The 22302-nt window shown below is 71.2% G+C and carries 20 protein-coding genes; 4 read left to right on the plus strand and 16 right to left on the minus strand.

Annotated features, from left to right (window positions below; all coding sequences use genetic code 11):
- On the minus strand, positions 1-261 hold a 261-nt coding region (locus tag DMB66_RS40420), incomplete at its 3' end, for a Uma2 family endonuclease (RefSeq protein ID WP_148112803.1).
- Positions 262-406: 145 nt separating this feature from the next.
- On the opposite strand from DMB66_RS40420, the gene DMB66_RS40425 reads away from it, so the two are divergent.
- Positions 407-1621, plus strand: a complete 1215-nt coding sequence (locus DMB66_RS40425) for an NADP-dependent isocitrate dehydrogenase (protein WP_125809417.1) — start codon at positions 407-409, stop codon at positions 1619-1621.
- Positions 1622-2060: 439 nt separating this feature from the next.
- On the opposite strand, the gene DMB66_RS40430 is transcribed toward DMB66_RS40425, so the two are convergent.
- The 7 genes from DMB66_RS40430 to DMB66_RS40460 all read right to left on the minus strand — a co-directional run bounded on the left by DMB66_RS40430 (position 2061) and on the right by DMB66_RS40460 (position 8009).
- Positions 2061-2471, minus strand: a complete 411-nt coding sequence (locus DMB66_RS40430) for a hypothetical protein (RefSeq protein WP_125809418.1) — start codon at positions 2469-2471, stop codon at positions 2061-2063.
- Positions 2472-2490: 19 nt separating this feature from the next.
- The gene (locus DMB66_RS40435; protein WP_199752908.1) at positions 2491-3627 is read right to left on the minus strand and encodes a serine protease; all 1137 of its coding nucleotides are present in this window, start codon (positions 3625-3627) and stop codon (positions 2491-2493) included.
- Positions 3628-3662: 35 nt separating this feature from the next.
- Positions 3663-3914 (minus strand): hypothetical protein, encoded by a 252-nt coding sequence (locus DMB66_RS40440; protein WP_199752909.1) that lies wholly within the window; start codon positions 3912-3914, stop codon positions 3663-3665.
- Positions 3915-4188: 274 nt separating this feature from the next.
- Entirely contained in the window at positions 4189-5280 is a 1092-nt protein-coding gene (gene galT / locus DMB66_RS40445; RefSeq protein ID WP_125809419.1) for a galactose-1-phosphate uridylyltransferase, read from the minus strand.
- A complete protein-coding gene (locus tag DMB66_RS40450; protein WP_125809420.1) occupies positions 5277-6053 on the minus strand; it encodes a DeoR/GlpR family DNA-binding transcription regulator in 777 nt (258 codons plus the stop codon). Before DMB66_RS40450 ends, galT begins: the two co-directional genes overlap by 4 nt.
- Positions 6054-6144: 91 nt before the next feature.
- Complete coding sequence (locus tag DMB66_RS40455; RefSeq protein ID WP_125809421.1) at positions 6145-7059, minus strand: glycosyltransferase family A protein; 915 nt, start codon at positions 7057-7059, stop codon at positions 6145-6147.
- A complete protein-coding gene (locus DMB66_RS40460) occupies positions 7059-8009 on the minus strand; it encodes a sulfotransferase (RefSeq protein WP_125809422.1) in 951 nt (316 codons plus the stop codon). The genes DMB66_RS40455 and DMB66_RS40460 overlap by 1 nt, the downstream gene beginning before the upstream one ends.
- 62 nt (positions 8010-8071) lie before the next feature.
- Here DMB66_RS40460 and DMB66_RS40465 point away from each other — a divergent pair, with 62 nt between their 5' ends.
- Together DMB66_RS40465 and DMB66_RS40470 are read left to right on the plus strand one after the other, a co-directional pair.
- Positions 8072-8890, plus strand: coding sequence for a WecB/TagA/CpsF family glycosyltransferase (locus tag DMB66_RS40465; RefSeq protein WP_125809423.1), 819 nt, complete (start codon positions 8072-8074; stop codon positions 8888-8890).
- A 92-nt stretch (positions 8891-8982) separates the two neighbouring features.
- A complete protein-coding gene (locus DMB66_RS40470) occupies positions 8983-10452 on the plus strand; it encodes an AAA family ATPase (RefSeq protein WP_125809424.1) in 1470 nt (489 codons plus the stop codon).
- 60 nt (positions 10453-10512) lie between these two features.
- Here the strand turns inward: DMB66_RS40470 and DMB66_RS40475 are convergent, their stop codons facing one another.
- From DMB66_RS40475 to cysC, 8 genes are all read right to left on the minus strand, one after another.
- A complete protein-coding gene (locus DMB66_RS40475) occupies positions 10513-11511 on the minus strand; it encodes a glycosyl hydrolase (protein WP_125809425.1) in 999 nt (332 codons plus the stop codon).
- A gap of 8 nt (positions 11512-11519) precedes the next feature.
- Positions 11520-12248, minus strand: coding sequence for a methyltransferase domain-containing protein (locus tag DMB66_RS40480; RefSeq protein WP_125809426.1), 729 nt, complete (start codon positions 12246-12248; stop codon positions 11520-11522).
- Entirely contained in the window at positions 12245-13810 is a 1566-nt protein-coding gene (locus DMB66_RS40485) for a lipopolysaccharide biosynthesis protein (RefSeq protein ID WP_125809427.1), read from the minus strand. The genes DMB66_RS40480 and DMB66_RS40485 overlap by 4 nt, the downstream gene beginning before the upstream one ends.
- Positions 13807-14685, minus strand: coding sequence for a sulfotransferase (locus DMB66_RS40490; RefSeq protein ID WP_125809428.1), 879 nt, complete (start codon positions 14683-14685; stop codon positions 13807-13809). Before DMB66_RS40490 ends, DMB66_RS40485 begins: the two co-directional genes overlap by 4 nt.
- Before the next feature lie 67 nt (positions 14686-14752).
- On the minus strand, positions 14753-15982 hold the full coding sequence (locus DMB66_RS40495; protein ID WP_125809429.1) for a hypothetical protein: 1230 nt from the start codon (positions 15980-15982) through the stop codon (positions 14753-14755).
- Positions 15969-17393, minus strand: coding sequence for an O-antigen ligase (locus DMB66_RS40500; RefSeq protein ID WP_233625192.1), 1425 nt, complete (start codon positions 17391-17393; stop codon positions 15969-15971). Before DMB66_RS40500 ends, DMB66_RS40495 begins: the two co-directional genes overlap by 14 nt.
- Positions 17390-19171, minus strand: coding sequence for a Wzz/FepE/Etk N-terminal domain-containing protein (locus tag DMB66_RS40505; RefSeq protein ID WP_233625193.1), 1782 nt, complete (start codon positions 19169-19171; stop codon positions 17390-17392). The genes DMB66_RS40500 and DMB66_RS40505 overlap by 4 nt, the downstream gene beginning before the upstream one ends.
- Before the next feature lie 131 nt (positions 19172-19302).
- Entirely contained in the window at positions 19303-20826 is a 1524-nt protein-coding gene (gene cysC / locus DMB66_RS40510) for an adenylyl-sulfate kinase (RefSeq protein ID WP_125809431.1), read from the minus strand.
- A 201-nt stretch (positions 20827-21027) separates the two neighbouring features.
- Between cysC and DMB66_RS40515 the strand changes: the two genes are divergently transcribed.
- Positions 21028-22302 carry a glycosyl hydrolase gene (locus tag DMB66_RS40515; RefSeq protein WP_125809432.1) on the plus strand — a complete coding sequence of 425 codons (1275 nt, stop codon included), beginning with the start codon at positions 21028-21030 and terminating at the stop codon, positions 22300-22302.

Raw genomic sequence — 22302 nt, forward strand, 5'->3', positions numbered from 1 at the left:
GACCAGCACGTCGGGGATGAAGAGCCGGCGCGGGCTGAGCTGCACGTCGTTGGACTGGCTCACGAAGAGGTGGTCCGGACACGTCTGCTCGAGCGCGACACCCAGACGCATGGCGATGACCTGGTGGATGCTGGTCGGTGAAGGGGACACGTGCAGTGCTCCATCAATCAGTTCGCGGCGCACACCGTCGTCGGGCAGGGCGTCGAGATCGTCGACGGTCCAGCCGCCCTCGGGCGGCGCACCACTGAGCGCGGCGGTCATCGTGAACCTCCTCACCGCGTTGGGCAGTCCTAGCTCACAATACCGGACCGGACGGCTCGGGATCGGGGCCGAGCGGCGATCTTCACCCGACCTGCAGTACGCTCGTACTGCTAGAAGCATGTGTCCCGGAGAGGAGCGCCGGTCGATGGCGAAGATCAAGGTCAACAACCCGGTCGTGGAGCTCGATGGCGACGAGATGACCCGGATCATCTGGAAGCAGATCCGTGAGCAGCTGGTGCTGCCGTACCTCGACGTCAATCTTGAGTACTACGACCTGTCGATCCAGTACCGCGACGAGACCGACGACCAGGTGACCATCGACGCGGCCAACGCGATCAAGCGGCACGGCGTCGGCGTCAAGTGCGCGACGATCACCCCGGACGAGGCCCGCGTCGAGGAGTTCGGCCTCAAGAAGATGTGGCGGTCGCCGAACGGCACGATCCGCAACATCCTCGGCGGCGTGGTCTTCCGCGAGCCGATCATCATGTCGAACGTACCCAGGCTGGTGCCGGGCTGGACCAAGCCGATCATCATCGGCCGGCACGCGCACGGCGACCAGTACAAGGCGACCGACTTCGTCGTGCCGAGCGCCGGCAAGCTGACCGTCACCTTCACGCCCGAGGACGGCTCCGCGCCGATGGAGTTCCACGTCGCGGACTACCCGGGCGGCGGCGTCGCGATGGCGATGTACAACTACGACGACTCGATCCGCGACTTCGCGCGCGCCTCGTTCCGCTACGGCCTGGCCCGCGACTACCCGGTCTACCTGTCGACCAAGAACACGATTCTGAAGGCGTACGACGGCCGGTTCAAGGACCTGTTCGCCGAGATCTTCGAGACCGAGTTCGCCGACCAGTTCAAGGCGGCCGGCCTCACCTACGAGCACCGGCTGATCGACGACATGGTCGCCGCCGCCATGAAGTGGGAGGGCGGCTACGTCTGGGCTTGCAAGAACTACGACGGTGACGTGCAGTCCGACACCGTGGCCCAGGGCTTCGGCTCGCTCGGCCTGATGACCTCCGTGCTGATGACGCCGGACGGCCAGACCGTCGAGGCCGAGGCCGCGCACGGCACGGTCACCCGGCACTACCGGCAGTGGCAGAAGGGCGAGAAGACCTCGACGAACCCGATCGCGTCGATCTTCGCCTGGACCGGCGGCCTCAAGCACCGCGGCAAGCTGGACGGCACGCCGGCGGTCACCGAGTTCGCCGAGACGCTGGAGCGGGTCTGCGTGGAGACGGTCGAGGCCGGTCAGATGACCAAGGACCTCGCGCTGCTGATCTCCCGGGACGCCCCGTGGCTGACCACGGACGAGTTCATGAACGCGCTGGACGAGAACCTGGCGCGCAAGCTCGCCTGATTTCGAACCTGAAGGCCGCCGGCAGCAGCCGGCGGCCTTTTTTGCGCGAAATTTCCCCAAAAGGGGGGTTTGGGCGCGTAACTTCGGGGTACTCCTGTTCGTTTCTTTGATTAGAACGGATGACGGTCGCGTAGCGCTCCCAGTCGCCCGCCGGTCCGGCCGCCTTGTCCCGGGCGCCGATCGGTTCTGGGAACAGCGCGCGATCAGTAGGCGAGCTGCGCCTGCCGTCCCTTCCCTGCGGGGGGCCTTGTCCCGGGCCCCCCGCCCCCACTATTCGGCCATTTCTCGCGTGGCCGCATTTCGGCGCCCGGCGGGACGTCGGGTGCCGAAATGCAGACTTATCCGGCCGGCCCGGGGTCGCTCATTTAATCGCATTAACGAATGCGGCGGCGACCGGGCGGATCCCGGGGAACGACGCTCCCCGGGATCCGGTATCGGTTCAGCCGCGATAAAGCGTGGTGTGACGGAACGAACTGCTGGCGCCGTTGAAGCCGTACGTGCCGCGGTAGGCCCCCGGGCGGACGAACTCGCCGACCACGATGATCGAGTCGGCGCACGGACCCTCGCCGGCCCGGTTGGCCTGCAGGAGCAGGTCTTCGCCGATGAATCCGCCGGTGATGTTCCAGGGCGCGCCGCAGATTCCGGACGTGATCTGGCCGCCGGTCAGGCTGAAGGGGTAGGTGTTCGGGTTGATCTGGGCCTCGATCTCGAACGTCACGGCCGTGTTGTGCAGGGTCAGCTTGACGGTCGTGCTGACGGCCTCGGGCTCGGCGAAGGCCTGCTCGCGCGACTCGACCCGGGTGCCGTAGGGATCGAGATACGTGGTCCGTTCATGGACTTCAGTGGACATGTTTGCTCCCCAATCCGACTCAGGCCAGCAGCTCGGCGATTTCGACGCGCAGCAAGGAGCGCACGGTCTCGATGTGGTTGATGACGGTCGTCACCGACGAGCCGGCGAACAGCAGCCCGACCGCGACGTTGTCGAACGAGGTCACCAGCGACCCGGAGTCGCCCCCGGCCGACATGGCGGTGGTGATGATCTGGTCGCGGAAGCGGGCGACGCCGGCCGGACCGTAGTTGACGTCGACGGTGGCGTCGACGCTGATGATGCGCCCGAACGTCACGTTGGTCGTCCGGCCGGTCTTGCGGAGTTTGTCGCCGACGGCCACGTTCGCCTTGCGCCGCCATGCCCGCGGTGGTCCGTTGAAGGTGGCCTCGCGCGTCGCGTCACCGAATTCCACCGTACCGAGGGCCGCGTCGACGACGTTGTTGTGCCTCTCCAGCGGCACCTGCGGGGCGAACTGGATCGGGATGAAGCGGCTCAGGGTGGCGATCCGGTCGCGCGGGTCGGTGCCACCGTCGAACGGTCCAGGCTGGACGATCGCGCTGCCGATCGGGGCGGCGTTGCTCGCGGCCAGCACGTGGTTGTTGCTGAGCACGTAGTAGCGCGAGGGCATGCCCAGGCCGGGGGCGGGCGGGTCGGTGGTCGCACCGGGCAGGAAGTCGTAGACCACGCTGCCCAGCGTGCCCGCCGTGATGCCCACGTTGCCGATCGAGAAGCCCGACGGGCACGGGCGCATCCGGCGGCTCAGCAGCTGCGGCTCGGCCTCGATCAGGCCGGCCACGTCCGAGGTCGGTGCCTCCGTGCGACCCTCGGCGTGACGGTCGCTGAGCCGGACGAACAGGTCCGTGTCGGGGGCGCTGAGCCCCCGTTGCTGAGCGGAGACGTGGCCGATGGCGACTACGTCCGTCCGCGTGCCGTCCTCCAGCTGCCGCGGCACGACATCGCGGTTGGTGAGTGACGCTTCGGACACCTTGCTGGTGACGAAGACCAGCATCGCGGGCTGGCCGGTCGGCTCGCCGTTGGTCCACTTGACCCCGGAGCCGAAGCCGATCACATTCGAGACCGGGCGCGCGGGATCGAGCAGTTGGTTGTAGGCCTGTTCGCGAGCGGCTTCGCTCAGCCGTCCACCGGCGGGCCCGCGCATCAAGTCCTGTCTAGTCATGCTGACCGCCTCTCCTGAGCATGTGCTGACACGCGTCAGGGGGCCTGGGCGGTGACCTCCCCTATGGGAACGACTCGGACCGGTACTCCTTCGAGCACGTCGGGAATCGTCTCGCCGGGGGCCAGCTCCTGCAGAGCCACCTTGCGCTGCACGTAGACGTCGATGACCTCTGATCCCGTCTCGTCCCGGCCGGTTCCCACGCCGATCACGTTCGGAAGCGCCAGTAATGCGTTTTCGTGCCGATGGCGAATTGACCCGGCATCAGCCATCTGGAACTCCCGATTCATGCCGGTCCGGACCTGCCCCCCGGACCAGACGGAAAGAGATCAGTGCTTACTTCCGCCTATCGTTCTATGCCTTGGAGGGCACCGCCCGCAACCCTCCCGCAGGATTGCGACAGCCGCTATTCGAGATCTTCTTTTCAGTATTGGTGAACGTGCAGATCCCGCCCGCCCTTTACGATCTGTCCGACCTATTCTTTGACGAAATCCGGTCGCGTGTTCGCCAACGCGCGAAGCCAGCCTCGCGACGTGCGAGGCCGGCTCCGGTGCGGTGCGGCGATCAGATCGCGTCGCGAAGGGCCTGGGCCGCGGTCTCGGGGACGATGTCGTTCACGAAGGCGCCCATGGCCGATTCCGAGCCGGCCAGATACTTCAGCTTGTCCGCCGCGCGGCGGATGCTGAACAGCTGCAGGTGCAGGTAGCCCAGGTCGCGGCCCTCGCCGACGACCGCCTGGTGCCAGGCCGAGATGTAGGGCATCGGCTTGCCGAACAGGGCGTCGAAGCGGCGCAGCACGTCCAGGTAGAGCGGGCCGAACGCGTCGCGCTCCTGTTCGCTCAGGCCCGGTAGGTCGGCGACTTGCCGGTGCGGGGCGATCTGCACCTCGTACGGCCAGCGGGCGGCGGCCGGCACGTAGGCGATCCAGTGCTCGTTCGACGCCACCACCCGGACCCGGGCCTCCCGCTCGGCGGCCAGCACGTCCGCGTATAGGTTGCGCCCGCCGGTCCGCTCGGCGTGCCGCCCGGCCGCCCGCAGCATTGCCTGGGTGCGCGGCGGGACCATCGGGTATGCGTAGATCTGCCCGTGCGGGTGGCTCAGCGTCACGCCGATCTCGATGCCGCGGTTTTCGAACGGGAACACCTGCGCGACGCCCGGCATCGCGGACATCTCCGTCGTGCGGTCCGCCAGGGCGTCGAGCACCGTACGGACCCGGGCCGGCGGCAGCGAGCCGAAGGCGCTGTTGTGGTCGCTGGTGAAGCAGACCACCTCGCAGCGACCGACGGCCGGCCGGACCGGCACCATGCCGGTCAGCTCGGTGATCTCGTCCGGCGCGACCCGGTCGCTGAACGACGGGAACTGGTTTTCGAAGACCACCACGTCGTAGTCCGGCGCGGGGATCTCGCTGGCGAACTCCGGCGTCGACGGGCAGAGCGGGCACTTGTCGCTCGGCGGCAGGAACGTGCGGGTCTGCCGGTGTGCCGCGACCGCCACCCACTCGTCGACCAGCGGGTCGTACCGCAGCTGCGAGGTCGGCGGCGGGGGCGGCAGGTGCCGGGTGTCCGGCCACTTGTCCCGGCCCGCGTCCGGGGCCTCGTCGAAGTAGATGAGCTCGCGGCCGTCGGAGAGCCGGATCGAAGTCCTCTGAGAGATCATTGGGCGCTTACCACCATCAGCTCGTTCACCTGTTCCACCAGGACCGCACGTGCGGTCTCGTCCAGTTGGTCATCCGTGATGACCACGTCGGCGCGGTTCAGCGGCACGATCGAGGAGATGCCCACGGTGCCCCACTTAGTGTGGTCGGCGAGCACCACGAGCCGCTCTGCCGCTTCCACCAGTGCCCGGTTGACGTCCGCCTCCATGAGGTTAGGCGTCGTATAGCCGGCCCGTTCGCTCATTCCGTGCACGCCCAGGAACAGCACGTCCAGGTGCAGCGTGCCGATCGCGGCGACCGCCACCGGCCCGACCAGCGCGTCGGAGGGGGTCCGGGTGCCGCCGGTCAGCACCACGGTCTGGTCCGGGCGCCCGGCCCGGTAGAAGACGTCCGCGACCGGGATCGAGTTGGTGACCACCGTGAGCGCGGGCACGTCGACGAGCCGCTGGGCGAGGCCCGCGGTCGTGGTGCCGGCGGACAGCGCGATGGCGTCGCCGGGGGAGACCAGGGCGGCGGCGCGCATCGCCATCGCCGCCTTCTCGGCGCGCTGGCGCACCGATTTCGCCGCGAAGCCCGGCTCGTGTGCGGAACCCGGGCTGACTGTGGTCGCGCCGCCGTGTACCTTCGCCAGCAGGCCGCGGTCGGCGAGGGTCTCCAGGTCGCGGCGGATCGTCATGTCGGAGACGCCGTACTCGCTGGCCAACTCGCTGACGCGGACGCCGCCGGCGGCCCGGACCCGGTCCAGGATCGCGGCCTGGCGCTGCTGCGCCAGCATCAGCACTCACCGTCGCTCGGTCGGGATAACCGCACTAATTCGAACACGTGCGAACACTACCGCTGATCGGGTGTGCGCGAAAGATGGTGTGTCAGATACCTCGGCCCCGCTTGTGCAGGGCGGACAGCACGTTCTCCACCTTCACCGCGCCGGTCATGGCAGCGAGGGCGATCGCTGTCCGCGGCTCCTTCCAGTTGGCGCGGACCGCCTCCTTGCTGAACTGCCACGCCTGGCTCCGGTTGCCGGTCGCCGCGGACCAGCACGCGAGCTGACCGTAGACCCGGGCCGCGCCCGGCCGGCAGCCGCCGATCTCCGGGTGGCGCTGCATCATCCAGCGCAGGGACGAGATCTTGGTGGCGTACTCGTAGGCGTAGTGCGAGGTGCGGCCCCACAGCACCCGGACCAGCGGCTCGTCCAGGTGCACGATCGGGGCCCGGCGGGCCGCCCGCAGCAGCAGGTCCCAGTCCTCGTTCTGGCTGCCCGGCGCGTCCTCGGCGACCAGCCCGATCGCGGAGTCGGCCAGCGCCTCGCGGCGGATCAGGAACGACGACGAGTGCAGCATCGCCATCCGGGAGCGGGCCAGCTCGTCGACCGTCACCCGGCTGAGCCCGGCCAGCCGCGGGGTCCGCTTGCCCTCGTACTCGACCTCGATCGAGCAGGTGGCCATCTCGGAGTCCGGCTCGGCCAGCAGGGCGGCGACCTGGCGGCGCAGCTTGTCCGGCGTCCACTGGTCGTCGTCGTCGCAGAAGGCCACGTACTCGGTGTCCAGCGCGAGGATGCCGGTGTTGCGCGCCCCGGCCAGGCCGGACGTGCGCCAGTTCGTCAGCACCAGCACCTGGGTCTGGCCGGTGGCGGCGAGCAGGTAGTCGGGTTCGGTCTGGTCGTAGACCACCACGATCTTCAGGTCACCCGGGTAGCGCTGGGCGCGTACCCCGGCGATCGCCTTGCGGAGGAGTTCGGGACGGTTGCGGGTGGGGATCACGACACCGATGGACGGCCAGTTCATCACGCCTCCTGGGACACTTGTGCGGGATTGAGCGGATAGCCGTACGCGCGCAGCATCGGGGCGCACACCGCGCCGACCAGCCGGCGCTGGCCGCTGGGCAGCGCGCGCACCCAGGCGTCGTCGCGGCGCAGCGGCAGCCGCCCGACGCTGAAGCGCATCGGGTTGCCGGCCGCGCTGTGACCCACCCGCAGGTCCGCATAGCCGTCGCCGAGGAAGGTCAGGTCGGCGTCGGTGGCCGGGACGCCGGCGTAGTCGGCGAGCGCACGCAGCGCGGCGCGCGGATCGGTGAGGAGTTGCTCGTAGCGGATCCGGTGCACCGGGACGCCGCGGCGCGCGAGCAGGCCGAAGGCCGCGTTGTGCGCGTTCCACAGCAGGGCCGAACGGCCGGGGGAGTAGCGGGTCATCTCGTCGCCGCCGTCCGTCTCCGGCCGGGCGACGGTCTTGGTCCAGGAGTACGCGACGCCGCGCGCGTCCCGCACCACGTGCACGACCCGCAGATCGAGGTCGTCGGCCCAGCGCAGCACGTGCGCCAGGGCGCTGTGTTTGGAGGAGTCGACGACGACCTGAGCCCCGGAGACCGCCGCGGCGGCGGAGTAGACCCGGGTGTAGAAGGCGGCGTACTCGCGGACGTCGGCGAGCTGGGCCGGCGGGAGCTGGGCGCCGGCGAGGCGGGGGATGTGCCGGGTGCGTTCGACGACGTCGCGCAGCGAGCGCACCCGCTCGACGTCCACATTGCCCCAATGGCCGAAGGCGCGCTCGCCGACGCGCTTCCAGAACGTGCAGGCCGAGAACCGGGCGCCGCACCCGCAGCGTTCGTCGTCGCGGATGTCGCGCTGCCAGAGGTGGACGATCTCGCCGAGCGCGCACACGGAGGGCAGTTCGCCGAGCAGGCGCTCGACGAGCGTCGTCCCACTTCGTCCCAATCCACCCAAATAGAGAACCCGTGCCACTTTCGCCCACCTTCGCTCGTTTCGCTCCTATAACGAGCGAACAAGGCTGAAGGAGGCGTCGCATGACCATCGAGGCATTCGACCGGGTACATCTCGACGGCACGGGATTCGACCGCATCACCGAGGAGGAGGTGGTCGCCGTCGTCCGCGAGGCGATCAATGCCGGCCGGGGCGGCCGCATCCTCACCCCGAACGTGGACATCCTGCGCCAGGCCCAGGTGGACGGCCGGGTCCGCGCCTACCTCGACGACGCGGACCTGGTCGTCGCCGACGGGATGCCCCTGGTCTGGGCCAGCAAGCTCAGCGGCACCCCGCTGCCGGAACGCGTCGCGGGCAGCAGCCTGATCTGGTCGCTGTCGCGCGGCCTGGCCCACGACCGCCGGTCCGTCTTCGTCGTCGGCGGCGCACCGGCGGCCGAAGGGATCAAGGACGGCGCCACGAGGGCCGCCGACCGCCTCGCCCGGGAGTGCCCGGGCCTGCGGATCGCCGGCACGCTGTGCCCGCCGTTCGGCTTCGAACGCGACGAGCCGTCCTACGCCGACCTCTGCCGCAAGGTCGCCGGGGCGGAGCCCGACCTGATCTTCGTCGGCCTGGGCTTCCCGAAGCAGGAGGCGGTGATCACCCGGCTGCGCGCGGAACTACCGGGTGCCTGGTTCATCGGCTGCGGCGCGGCGGTCAACTTCGTGGCCGGCGACATCGAACGGGCGCCGCGCTGGATGCGGAAGACCGGCCTGGAGTGGGCGCACCGGCTGGGCACCGAACCGAGCCGGCTGGCCGGTCGCTACCTCAAGCACGACGCCCCGTACGCGATGCGCCTGCTCGCCGGCGCCGCGGGCCGCCGCCCGGCTCGTGGGCTGTCCGGCCTACCCCTCCCCTTTTGACGGGTCGACCCTCTCTCTACCCCTCCCCTTTTAGCGGGTCCTTATGGGTGATACCCCTCCCCTTTTGACGGGTCGGATCCTAGGCTGGCGCCATGCGTGACGATGAGATCCGCCGGATCCTCACTGATGCCAACCCCTGGTGGCGTGCCGCGGCGGCGGGTGCGGACCCGACTTCGTGGATCTCGGACCACCGGTTGCTACGCGATCGTGCCACCCACGACCTTGGGTTCCGCTCCGGCGTCCTCGACGACGTCGCCAATGGCCCGATCACCGATCAACTCGTCGTGCTCACCGGCCCAAGGCGCATCGGCAAGTCCGTGACTCTGATCGACACTGCTGCCGCTTTGTGTGCCCGTTCCGACGTTGATCCCCGCCAGGTGATTCATTTCCCTTGCGACGGAATGCGGGACCGTGATCTGCGCCGTGCCCTCACGCTGGGGCGCGAGCTGACCAGGTCCATCGATATCGACGGGCGGCGTTCCCGGTTGTGGTTGTTGGATGAGGTCAGCGCAGTCACCGGTTGGTCTGCTGTGCTCAAGGCGGCCAGGGACGGCACCTCGGTCGGTGATGACACGGTCGTCGCGACCGGTAGCCGATGGGCTGCGCGAGAGGACATCGAGGGCAACCTGATGGCGGGCCGGGCCGGCACAGGTCCAGGACGCCGCCGGCGCTTGCTGCTTCCGATGAGCTTTCGTGACTACCTTGCCGCGGCACGCCCGGAACTTCATCGGCTGAGTCCGGTTGATCCATCGCGCCTCCAAGATCCAGCCGTGGCTACCGCGCTGGAGGAGGTCGCTTTCGACGTAGACGGCTACGACCTCGCATGGCAGGCGTACCTCAGCTGCGGCGGCTTTCCCAGAGCCGTTGCGGAGTACAGCCGAACCGGCGACGTCTCGATTGGCTATGTTCGCGATCTGGCGGCATGGCTGCGCCGCGACGTGGACCCTGACGCCCCCCAGGAGTCCGTTCCACGATTGCTCGACATGTTGTCTTGTCGCGCGACCAGCCCGCTGAACGTCGCCTCGGCCGCTGCCGACATCGGTTACCCGAGTCGGGACGTGTTCGACTTGCGGATCAGGCGCCTTATCGCCAGCCACGCAGCACTTCACTGCCCACGCCGAGATGGTGACGCGCCTGTCCCAGGGGCGCAGTCGAAGCTCTATCTGACAGATCCGTTGCTTGCCTGGCTGCCCGCTCGGCTGCGCGCCGGTCTGCGACAGCCGGACATGACCCGGCTAACCGAGAGCACGCTCGGCGTCGCCCTTGCGCGCCGAATCGACGATCTGGACGAGGGCCGTTGGGTCAGTGGTGACACCATCGGATACAGCCGTACCGCGTCCGAGAACGAGATCGACCTTGCACCCGTGTCGATCCCGTCAGCGGCAGGGTCGCGCCAGACGGTTCCGATAGAGAGCAAATGGGTCGACCAAGGATGGCGGGGGGAAGCACGCACCATCGACGGCAAGTACGAGCGCGGCGTCGTCGCCACGAAAACCATCCTCGACTCCAGCCGCAGAGTGTGGGCGGTGCCGGCCCCGTTGTTGTCCCTGCTCCTCCTGTGACTGTTCCCGGACCGGCGGCCGCCGAACGGGTGAGTCCGTTCGGCGGCCCCGGGCGGGCCACTATCGCGGGTTGAAGTACGGGTCCCGGGTCAGCCGGGCGAACTGCTGGAATGCGGGCTGGTCGCCCGCCAGCTGGAACTGCTGCTTCGGCCCGTTGCCCTCGGGATCGGACTCGAAGTAGACGACGGCCTTGATCTGCTTGTTGGCCTTGAAGGTGCGTTCCGCGTCCGCCAGCCAGGCCGCCCGCCCCGCCGAGCCCCAGGCCCGGGCGACCCCGAACTCGCCGATGACGATCGGCTTCGGCCGTTGCGCCGCCCAGCGCAGGAACGGGCCCATGAGCTGCCCGATCGGCTGGAACAGGTTGCCCGCGTAGACGTCGACGCAGGTCCAGTCCACCTGGTCGTCGCCGGGGTAGAAGGCCGGCGCGTCACCGCGGATGAAGCCCTCCGCGGTCGGGCACCAGACCCAGGACACGTTCTTGACCCGCTGCTGGGCGAAGATCTCCCGGATGTGCTTGTACGCGGCGATGTAGTCCGCACCGGACCACATCGTGGCGCGCAGGTTGGGGCGGTCCATCTCCCAGCGGATCCGCAGCAGCACCGGCTCCTTCACCTTGCGGATCGCCTTGGCCTGCCGGCGGATCAGCCGGTCGTGCTCGCCGGCCAGGATCGAGCGGTTGTCGCCGGTCGCCCAGCTGACCATCAGCGTGGCGTCCGACGCGAGGAACTCCTCGTCCGACGCGGTGCCGACCATCTGGTCGAAGCGCCGGTAGGTGTTGACGATGTCGAGCGGCCGGCCCAGCACCTTTTCGAGGTCGTCGACGGCCTCCACCCGGCCGGCGTGGGTGAGCGCGTCCGGCTTGATCCAGGCGCCCAGGTACGCGCCGGTCTCGGGGGGCGCGAACGGGCCCGCGGCGAACGGGCCGGGGTGCACGGCCACCGCGACCGGCGCGCTGGTCAGGTCGGGGGACGGGGTGGGCTCGGGCTCGTCGCGCCGGTGCGAGGTGCAACCGGCGAGCACGAGGGCGAGCAGGCTCAGCAGGGCGAGAACGCGGCGCATGGCAGTGGCTACTTCTTCCGGCGGGCCGTGTAGAGGACGTTGACGGCGAAACCGTCGGTCCCGGGCAACTTGCGGGCGGCCGCGTCGGCGGCGCGGGCCAGCAGCTTGTGGTCCAGCGACTCGGTCAGCATCGAGAAGCCGCGCCGCTCGGTCACCTCGAAGCCGTGCCGGCCGAGCAGCTCCTCGACATCGGAGTGGGACAGCTCGGCGAACCAGCGTTCGCCCGAGTGCCGCCGGGCCCGCAGGTGCCGCAGCGAGCCGGCGTTGCCGTGGTTCTCGACCACCAGCACGCCCGACCCGGCCTCCGGCAGCGCCTTCGCGGCGAACGCGACGGCCCGGTCCCGGATGTCGGCGTGCACGTTGAGCAGCAGCCGGAACATCGTCACGATCGCCGGGTGGCCGGCTCGCACCGGCTCCGGCACCGGGCCGTCCATCGGCACCTGGTGCCAGTTGGCCCGCGACCCGACCTCCTCGGCCTTCGCCATCATCTCGGCGGACGTGTCGTAGCCGTGCGCCTCGCGGACCAGGCCGTGCAGCGTACGGATGGCACGCCCGGTGCCGCAGGCGAAGTCGTGCTGCACCGGCGCGGTGCCGAACTCCCGGGCGACCAGCTTGCGCAGGTACGCCCGCTGCCGTTCGTTGATCCGTGATGCGTAACTGTCCGGCGCGTAGGTGACGTGCTCGTACTTGTCGACGGCGTCGGCATCCTGGAACACCCTGGTGTATTCGCTGGTCAACCGGTCCTCCTCTGGGTGAGCTTGCGGGGCTTGAAGGCGTTGAGGCCGAGACGTCCGCGCAGCAGCCACGCGCCCGCGGCGAAGGCGGGCACGGCCAGCGCCACGGCCAGCGCCAGGCCGGCCGCGCCGGTGCCGGCCACGGCGGTGACCGCATGCGGGAGGACGCCGAAACACGCGACGGCGAGGCCGGCGGCGGCCAGCGTCCCGGGGCCGAACGGGTGCAGCCGGGCGGCCCGGCCGACCTGGATCAGCGGCAGCACGTTGTTGGCGACCATCGCGCAGGCCAGCCCGATCGCGGCGCCGAGCGCGCCGTACCGGGGGATCAGCAGCACGTCCAGGCCGACCGTGACGGCCAGCGCGATCAGGACGTTGACCAGGTTCCACGAGGTGCGCCCGGCCATCGCCAGCACCATGTCGACCATGCCGCAGCCGGTGGCCACGAGCATCGCGCAGGCCAGCACGACCACGACGTCGGCGCTGCGGCGGTAGCCGCTGCCGAACAGTCCGAGGTAGACGGGCGCGAACAGGATCACCAGGAAGTTGATCGGCCAGGTGACCAGCACCAGCCAGCCGGTCGCGGTCTGATAGAGGTGGTTGGCGGTCTCCCGGTCGCCGACCGCCAGCGCCTCGGCGAGGCGCGGCTGCACCGACTGGGAGATGCCCTGGTTGGCGAACTGGATGAGCACCACGAACCGGCCCGCGACCGCGTAGATCGCGGCCGGCGCGAGCCCGCCCAGCGCCGCCACCAGCAGCACGTCGACCCGCTGCAGCGCGAGTTGCGCGACGCTGGCCAGGGCCCGCGGCCCGGTGAAACGCCAGAAGTCGCGGCGCAGCTCACGCCGGTCGCGGCGGCGGGCCCGCGGCCCGCGCGGCTTGCCGGCGAGATAGGTGCGGCGCAGCGCGACCGCGGCCAGGACCGCCACCGGCAGGTAGGGCACCGCCCAGGCGAACGCGAACGCGGGCAGCGTCGCCGTCGTCCACAGCGTCAGCACGCCGACCGCGCCGACGCACAGCAACTGCAGCGTGCTGCGCAGGACGCGGTCCAGGGTGACGGTCGGTCGCATGGCCTTGTAGCCGCGGGTGGCGGTGAGCAGCGCGTCGGTGAGCGCCTGCAGCGGCAGGAAGGCGGCCAGCACCCGCAGGGCGGTGATGTGCCCGGCCATGACGTGCGGCGAGTCCGCGGCGGTCAGGTGCGCGATCGCCGGGGCGCCGAACCACATCGCGACGGCCAGCATGACCGCGAGCACGAACACCGGGGTCAGCGCGATCCGCAGGCAGGTGCCGAGCAGATGGTCCCGGCCGGTGGCGCGCAACCGGGCCGGCCAGTAGACCAGGCCGGTCTGCGTACCCAGCTTGGCCAGCCCGCCGGCCAGCACGAAGGCGGCCGTGGCCGCGAAGAAGGCGCCGGCCTGCTCGGCGCCGAGGCTGCGCGCGACGACCCAGGTGACCACGACGCCGGTGCCCCCGGCCAGCGCGGCGCCGACCATGTTGGCGAGCCCGCCCCGCGCGACGCCCCGGGTCCCCTGCCGGTCCGGAGCGTCGGCGACGTCGGTGGGCGTCATACCGAACGCCAGCTGGGCACCCGGCCCAGCCAGGTGATCAAGGCGTCGTCGTGCGGGGCGAAGTGCTCGGTCAGGTCCTGGCGCAGCACCGGGTCCATGTCGGACTGCCGGGGCCGGGCGTTGTGCCGTTCGAACGGCGGATGCCCGAGATCGGTCGGCAGGCCGAGGAACCGGCACACCTCGTCGTAGGTCTGCTCCGGGTCGGCGAAGAACCGCTCGCTCTCCACCACGTGGATGCGTTCCCGGCCGACGTGCTGGGCCATCACGCTCAGGTAGCGGGCATACTCGCCGCGGGCCCGGTAGGCGTGGTGCTGATGGGCGAACGAGTAGTAGGTCGGATCCGTCGCCAGCTGGTGCTCCTGGCGGTGCATCCGGGCGGCCTCCAGCGCGAGCGCGTTGCCGAAGTCCCGTTCCTGCTCGAAGCCCCGGGCCACCTCGTGGTGGTGCTGGGAGTAGGCCCGCTCCACCGGGTCGCGGACCAGCACCAGCAGCTTCGCGCCGGGCAGGTCCGCGGCGATCCGGGCCGCCGCCTGCGGGTGGTACATGTAGTACGGGCTGGATTCGAACGTCTGCGCGTCGACGCCGTGCCGGGTGCGCACCTTCTCGGCGCTGCGCTGCATCGGGAAGTGGCCCTTGTACCAGCCCATGCCCCGGTCGTAGGACACGTCGAAGTAGTGCACGCCCTTGTGCAGCACGGCCTTGAGCACCGCCGGGTGCGCGGCGAGGGCGCGGTACAGCGAGGTGGTGCCGCAGCGCTGGCCGCCGCAGATCAGGAACGACGGGGTCATCCGCGCGGGCGCGGTGAGCCGGCCGTACGAGCGCGAGCCCAGGTGCACGACCCGCTTGACGGGTGACGGAACTTTGGAGACGTCCATGGCTACAGCGGCCTTCCATCGTCGAGGTGCTGGGGATGCCGGGTGTGCGGGTCACGCCGCCGGGCCGTCACAGCTCCTCCACCCGCCGGATCAGCACCGGCAGCAGCCAGGTGCCGAGCACACCGAGCCGGGCGCCCGCCTCGGCCTGGCGGTCGGCCAGGTACCGCGCGGCCAGGTCGATCAGGTAGAGCAGGGCGGTCAGCTCGCGGGCGTCGCCGTCCACCCCGAACGGCGCGAGCAGCTCCCCGGCCCGGCGCACGGTCGCCTCGACCGCGGCGGTGGCATCGCCGGAGGACTGGATCCGCCGCTGCAACTCGTGGTGTACGGCGTCGAAGCCGGCCGGCACCCCGGTGGCGAACCGCTCCCAGTCCCAGACCAGCAGCGCGTCCGCGAGGTTGGCCATGTTCCACGGCGCCCAGTCGCCGTGCCAGGCGCCGTACCGCAGGGTGTGCTGCCCGGCGTGGGTGGCGAGCAGCTCCGCGGCCGACGTCAGCGCGACCCCCTCGGGCCGGTCGCCGACGGCGGCGAGCCGCCCGCGCAGCTCGGCCCAGTACGCGCTGCCGACCAGCGGGCCGCTGTGGTATCCGCGGCACCCGGCGACGTCGAGCATGGCGGCGACCAGCCGGCGCGGGGTCAGCGGCGCCCGGGGCAGCCACACCGGCAGCGCCGACTGGACCAGCACCTGCAGGCCGCGCCACTCTCCGGCGTGCAGCACGGTCGGCACGGCCAGCCTGGTGAGCCCGGCCGTGGCGAGGGTGGCCAGCGCGGACGTCTCGGCCTCGACCAGCCGCCGGGTGAGCGGGCCGGTGCCGAGCTTGCCGAAGCCGAACGTCTCGCCGTCGGGGCTGATCAGTTGCAGCACCGGTTTGCGGTTGGCCCGGGCGGGCCCGATGTGGATGCTGACCGACAGTTCGCGGCCGAGCGCCTCGCGCAGGTGCCCGTCGATGCTCTCCCTGGCCGGGCCGGTGATCCTGATCCGGTCGCGCAGCAGCATGCCGGAGGCGCCGGTGCGCAGGGCGGCCACCACCGCGTCCCGCTTGAGGCGGGCGGTGCGGGACTGCGGCTCGGCGTACCGGCGCACCGCCGCCGCGGCGACCCGGCGCGAGGTGTTCGGCACCAGCAGCCGGGGCCGGCGCGCGTCCGGCACGACCACGTATTCGGTGATCGGCGCACCGGGGCCGCCGGCGGTGTCGCACGGCGCGGGGTAGAGCAGGTCGAGCACCTCCGCGAGGTACTGCGTGCGCAACGCCGAGTCGCCTGCCGTCAGGGCGGCGGGCGCGGTCTTAACGGGACTCAAGTGCTTGCCCTCCTTGTCGGTTCGCTGCCTGTTCGTTGCGCCAGAGCAGCGCGTAGGCCAGGAACATGAAGACCAGGGGGGTGGCCAGCGAGTTGTACCAGAGCATCGCCGAGAACGAGCTGACGATCGCGGCGCTGCCGGCGATGCCGATCGGGGTGCGGTCGCGCCGGAAGCGCCACAGGCCGTAGCCGAAGAAGGCCAGGTAGGCGCCCGTCCCGGCCGCGCCGTGCGCGTACATCAGCTGCCAGAACTGGCCGTTGCCGCCGACGGTGAAGTTGCCGCAGCGCTCACACTCGGAGCTCTCGCCGACGGTGATCGAGTTGCGGCCGCCGATCGTGTTCCGGGTCGAGCCGTAGCCGATCAGGGGGGACTCGGCGAAGCCGTCGACCGCGCGCTCGATGAGAAACGAGCGCACCCCGTTGGACTTGCCGTTGTCGATCCGGGCGTTCACCGTGTCGCCGAGCGGGGTGGCGACCAGGGCGACGACCAGGCCGGCCGCGGCGAGCGCGACCGCCCCGATGATCCAGATCCGGCCCATCAGCACGTACCGGGCGGCGACGTAGCCGACCACGACGCCGAGGCCGATCCACAGGCCACGGTTGAGCGAGAAGATCGCCGGCACGATCGAGACGGCCAGGCAGAGCACCGCGAACAGCTTGACGCCGCCCCGCCGCGAGGCCCACGCGGCCACCACGAGCCAGCCGACCAGCAGGCAGAAGTTGTTGCCCCAGGTGTTGGTGTAACCCCACGGCGCGGCCGGGCGCGGCTTCTCGCCGCCGACCAGGTCCATGATCTGCGCGGCGTACGGGTGCACCATCGACTGCACGAAGCCCTTGCTGCGGATCCCGTGCGGCAGCAGCCACTCAACCGGCGACGTGAATTCGAAGCGCCCCGCCACCATGCCGAGCAGCCCGCCGGCCACGGTGATGACGAAGAGCCAGCCGAGCAGCTTGACCAGCCGCCGCCGGGGCAGTTCCCGCTCGGTGAGGTTGCCCGCGTACACGAGCAGGACCGTGAGCGACGCGTACAGCGACAGCCGGTAGACGACCGCGACCAGGCGGCCGGTCGCCGGCTCGGCCACCGTTCCGCTCGGGTCGGCGCCCAGCGCCGCGACGCTCACCACGACCGCGGCCAGGAACAACAGCCACCAGGCGAAGCCGGGCGGCAGCAGCAGCGGCCGGCCGGCGGCGCGCCGGCGCAGCAGCAGCACCAGCATCGGCGCCGCGGCCAGCGGAAAGATCAGCACGCCCAGGCCGAGCGCCCACCACAGCGGGTAGCAGGCCAGCACGCCGGCCAGCGGCCAGGCCGGCAGGGCGGTCGGCCGCTGTTCCGGAGCGGAGTGCGCGGCGGCCCGCGTGCTGGTAGCGGCTGAGCTGCTGGTGTGACGGCCGCCCGGGACGACCAGCGTCACTTTTGGTCCGGCTGCTCGCCGGTCTTCTCGGCCGTCTTCGTCTGGGTGCCCGCCGAGCCCAGGTCGATGATCGCGGTGACCTCGTCGAGCTCGTTCGGGCGCGGCCGGACCGGGCCGCCGGGGGTGGGACCGGCCGGCCGGCGCATCGCCTGGGTCCGTTCCGCGTCGAGCACCGCGGTCTCGTCCGGCCGCGGCTCCGCGCGTTCGTCGGACCGGGGCTCGGGGCGCGGCTCGGGCCGGCGCTCGGCCGGCAGGGTGACCGCCGGCAGGTTCTGCTCGTCGGCCCGCATCGCGCTCAGCCGGGGCAGCACCACGGCGCCCAGCAGCGGGGTGCCGACCCGGCTGAGCTGCTCGGCCGCGTCCAGCAGCGCGGGTCGCTTGGCGCGGCGCAGCTCGACCGCGAGGATCGCGGCGTCGGCCAGGCTGGCCAGGCTCTGCGCGTCGGCGCTGCTGCTGGTCGACGGGGCCTCGATGACCACGTAGCCGGTCTGCCGGCGCAGCGCGTCCAGCGTGTCGCGCAGCCGCTGGGACTGCATCAGGCCCGCCGCGGTCGCCGCGCCGCCGGTCGTGATGACCCGCAGCGACGGGATGCGCGGGGTGCGCTGCATGGCCTTGTGCAGGCCGATCCGGCCGGCCAGCAGGTCGGACAGGCCCGGCATCGGCGCGACGCCGAGCATCCGGGCCAGCGGCGCCGCGTCCACGACGCTGTCCGGCAGGTGCGCGCCGATCAGCACGACATCACTTCCGGTACGCGCCAGCGCGGCGGCCAGGTTCGCGGCGACCAGCGTGGTCGCCGAGCCCCGGCTGGCGCCGGTCACCACGATGATCTGGTCACCGCTGTTCAGGCTGGCCAGGACCTCGTTGCGCAGCCGGTTGAAGACCCGCCCGCCGGGCCCGTACGGCTGCAGCACGTCGTCGAAACGCGGGGTGGTCCGCTCGTCCAGCGCCGCCAGCACCGGGATGCGCCCCCGGTCACGCACGTCGCCCGCGCTGCGCAGCCGCCGGTCGAAACGCTCCCGGGCGAACGCCAGCCCCAGCCCGATGAGCAGGCCGGCCATCGCACCGGTGGCCATGTTGAGCATCGCGTTCGGGCTGATCGGGGCCTCGGGCTCGCGGGCGTCGCTGATGATGCTGCCGGCGCCCACGGTGGCGGTGGTCAGCTCGTTGAGCCGGCCGGTGATGTTGTTGAGCTGGTTCTGCGAGTTGTTGCGCAGGCTCTCCAGGTTGCTGCGCTCGAAGCTGCCGTCCGCCGCCCTGGCCAGCCGGTTGTTGATGCTGCTCAGGCTCGCGGTCAGCTGCTTGGCCTTGAGGTTCAGCGTCTTGATCTGCTGGTCCAGCCCGGCCCGGGCGGTCTCCTCCCGGTTGCGCAGGTACGCCTCCGCGAACGCGTGCGATCCGGCCTGCGCGCCCTTGGGGGTGTCCGCCGAGAACCGGATCACCAGGACAGTCGTGTTGGCCGGCACCTCGACGGACACGTCATGGGCCAGCTCGATCGGGGAGACCGGCGACCGCAGCAGGGCCGCGGCCTTGACGGCGACCGCGCCCGAGCCGACGAGCTGGGCCTCGGTGTCCAGGTTGATCTGGCCCTTGGTCCGGCCGCCGGACGCGTTGGTGTCCCCGGAGACGGCCTGCACCAGCACCGAGGTCGACGATTCGTAGACCTTCGGTATGGCCTGGGTGACCAGGGCGCCGAACCCGAGGCCGACGCCCGCGGCGGCGAGCACGACCCACCAGTGCCGGCGGAACACGCCCAGGTAGTGCGAGAGGTCGGCAGACACCGGGCGCGGATCTTCCATCGGTTCGGCGGCCCTTTCGGGGTGTGGAGTGAGTTGGTCGACAATCGGGCGTTTCGCCCCCGTAGGGGGTAAACGGCCCGTACGCCGTTGCGTAACTACTCCACAGCCACCGGTTACTTCATGTTCGGTTCCACCCAGCCGCTCTCGATCAGATAGGCAAGCACCACGTCGATGGCCTCGACCACGGTCATGTCCGTCGTGTCCAGCGTCAGCTCGGCGTCCGCCGGCTCCTCGTACGGGTCGTCGACGCCGGTCATCCCGCGCAGCTGGCCGGCCCGGGCGCGGGCGTACAGGCCCTTGCGGTCGCGGCGCTCGCAGACCTCCAACGGGGTCGCCACGTGCACCAGCACGAAGCCGGCGCCCGCCTCGGTGGCCATCTGGCGCACGGCGGCCCGGGCGTCGGCGTACGGGGCGATCGGGCACGCGATCGACATGCCGCGGTGCCGGGCCACCTCGGCGGCCACCCAGCCGATCCGCCGCACGTTGCGGTCCCGGTCGGCCCGGCTGAAGCCGAGCCCGGCCGAGAGCTCGCGGCGCACCACGTCGCCGTCGAGGAAGGTGATCGTCCGCTCGCCGCTCTCCCGCAGCGAGTCGGCGAGGCCCCGGGCGATCGTGGACTTGCCGGAGCCGGAGAAGCCGGTGAAGAAGACGACCAGGCCGCGGTGCCGGCGGGGCGGGCGCACCCGGGCCAGCTCCTTGGCCACCGCGGGCGGGGTGTGCCACTCCGGCAGCGGGAAGCCGCGGTCGAGCAGGTCTTCCACCTCGACGGTGGACATCGCCAGCCGGCGGTTGCGCGGCGGGATGTCGTCGCGCCAGCGCCACTGACCGTCCCGGTTGTCGTAGGCGAGCTCGCGGGGGACCAGCACCCGCAGGCCGGCGCCGGAGAGCATGTCGCCGGTGGACAGGACGTGGGTCACGCCGTACGCCGTGGCCACCCGGGCCCGCAGCAGCGCCTCCCGCATCTCGTCGTTGCGCGGCATCAGCGGCACCGCCACGATCGTCGCGGGCGGCATCCGGTCGCGGGCCGCGAAGATCGCCCGGACCAGTGCCTCCGGTGGCAGCCCGTCCGGACCGGGGCCGGTGACCGGGATGATGATCAGCAGGTGGGCCGCGAGGGTGCGGGCGGCGTGCGCGATCTGGGCGAGCTGCGGGCGGTGCAGCGGCCGGTCGGCGATGACGCCGAGCACCCGGCCCGGCGGGAGCAGGGCCTTCACTTCCTCCGGGGTGCGCCGCAGCCGCTGGAACGGCCCGTGCCCGCCGTCGCCCATCCGGCGCACCGTGCCACCGATCGCGAACATCCGCTCGCTGGTCGGCCAGGTGTCGGTGACCTCGACCGCGGCGACCGGCGCACCCTCGGGGTCGGTCAGCACCACCGTGCGGCGCAGCGGATCGTCGAGGTTGAGGGCGCTGCCGAGCTCGGCGGGGATCTCGCAGGTGACCCCGACCGGCCACGGTGTCCCGTCGGCGAGCCGGCCGCGGCGGCGCAGGGCCGTCAGGTCGGCACGCCCGAGGAAGCCGGTCAGCGGCGCGTACGCCCCGGAGAGCAGCAACTCCAGATCGGCGAGTTCGTGCGCGCGGGGGGTGTACGAAGGCGCGTCACGCAGCACGTCCTCGGGCAGCACAGAACCGTCGTTCACCTAAGACTCCCCTTGCAGCGGCTTGAGGGACAGTTTCGCAGCCGCCCTCCCCGCGGTCGAGCGGGGTCGGCACTCTGTCTGATCTCGACCGTCGCCACGCGCCGAAGCGGCCAAGGTAGTCGACAAAACGGACTTTAAGCATCATAGTGGGCGATCGTGAGACGTCGACCGCGCCGGACCAGGCTTCCGCACCTCATCGCCATGACGGTGATCTTTGCGCTCTCCGTGGTGGCCACCCTGTCGTGGGCCTGGACCGGCGGTGCCGATCGGCTCGGCCTGCCGGGCAGCGACCCGGTCGTGACCATGCCCGGCCGCCCGCTGCCGCCGCTGCCCGGGACCCGGCCGAACGCGGAACCGGGCGTACCGGCCATCCCCGACGCACCGACCGTCACCCCCGGCGCCTCGGGCGCGCCCGTACCGTCGGGCTCCGCCGCACCGGGCACGCAGGCCGGCCGGCCCGGCCCGGGACAGACCGCACTCGCCGGCCCCCGCCCGGCCCTGCGCGACAGGAACGGGGAGCGGTGCCGCGTCGGCCGCAAGCTCGTCCCGACCTGCGGCGTGCTCTGGGGGGTGGCGCCCGGCGCCTTCACCGACAACCGCGGCCGGCAGGCGCTGGCGGCGTTCGAGCGCAAGACCGAGCGGCACCAGGCCGTCTACCACGCCTATCACAAGGGCAACCGGCAGCTCTTCCCGACGGAGGCCGAGCGGACGATCGCCCGCGAGCCGGCCCGGGAACGCATCCTCTTCCTCAACTGGAAGCCGGCCGGCGCCTCCTGGGCCGAGATCGCCAAGGGGGACAAGGCCACCGACGCCTACCTCGACCGCCTCGCCCGGCACATCGACAAGACCTTCCCCGAGCAGTTCTTCTTCACGGTGCACCATGAGGCCGAGGACAACGTCAAGGAGAAGAAGGGCTCCGGCTACACGGCCGCGGACTATTCGGCCATGTACCGGCACGTGGTGGAGCGGCTGCGCGGTCACGGGGTCGACAACCTGGTCACGGTGCTGGTGCACATGGCCTACGTGCCGCACACGAGCAAGAAGTGGTTCGACGACATGTACCCGGGTGACGACGTGGTCGACTGGATGGGCTTCGACACGTACGCCTACAGCGACCCCGGCTACGGCCACGGCGACTTCGCCGAACTGCTGAACCGGCAGAGCTCGGCGCGCCCGAACTGGCCCGGCTTCTACAACTGGGCCAGGGAGCAGCACCCCGGCAAGCCGCTGATGGTGGCCGAGTGGGGCGTCTGGTCGTCGAAGCGGAACCCGGGCCACAAGGCGGAGTTCTACCGCGAGGTGGGCCGGCAGATCACCAGGTTCCCGAGCATCCGGGCGATGGTGCACTTCGACACCCCGCACAACCAGGACGGTCGCGACTCGTCGGTGGACGCGACCCCGGAGGCGCTGAGGGCGTACCGCAAGCTCGGCAAGATGCCGATCTTCCAGGTCGACGTCGCGCCCGCCCTGCCGTAG

It is taken from the genome of Actinoplanes sp. ATCC 53533, from assembly GCF_003947245.1.